Source organism: Pseudoduganella ginsengisoli (assembly GCF_009720865.1).
GTDB classification, from domain to species: Bacteria; Pseudomonadota; Gammaproteobacteria; order Burkholderiales; family Burkholderiaceae_D; genus Rugamonas; species Rugamonas ginsengisoli.
The window spans coordinates 1-255 of sequence record NZ_WNLA01000126.1 but is presented as its reverse complement, the minus strand read 5'-3'; the positions used below and the strand labels follow the sequence as shown (position 1 = coordinate 255).

Below are 255 nucleotides of genomic sequence, written 5' to 3'. Positions count from 1 at the left end.
AACGGTGGCGCCAGCGGAAGCTGGTGTTGCGGTGCACGCCGCTGCGGGCGGCGGCCTGGCGCACCGTGTGCGAGGCCAGCAGGCTGTCAAGGTAAGCCAGCCACCGCTCTTTATGGCGCAGCCGCGCCAGCGGCGTGCCGGTCAGGGTATTGAAGGTCTTGCCGCAGGCGCGGCAGCGGTAGCGCTGCAAGCCGCACTCGCGGCCATGCCGGTACCAGCGCGTGGCATGGCAGCGCGGGCAGCACAGTTGCGGCT

General features: G+C 71.4%; 1 protein-coding gene. It reads right to left on the bottom strand.

Going from position 1 to position 255, the window contains the following annotated elements; translation table 11 throughout:
* The coding region (locus GM668_RS30450) for an IS1/IS1595 family N-terminal zinc-binding domain-containing protein (RefSeq protein ID WP_170305942.1) at positions 1–255 on the bottom strand (255 nt) is incomplete at both ends.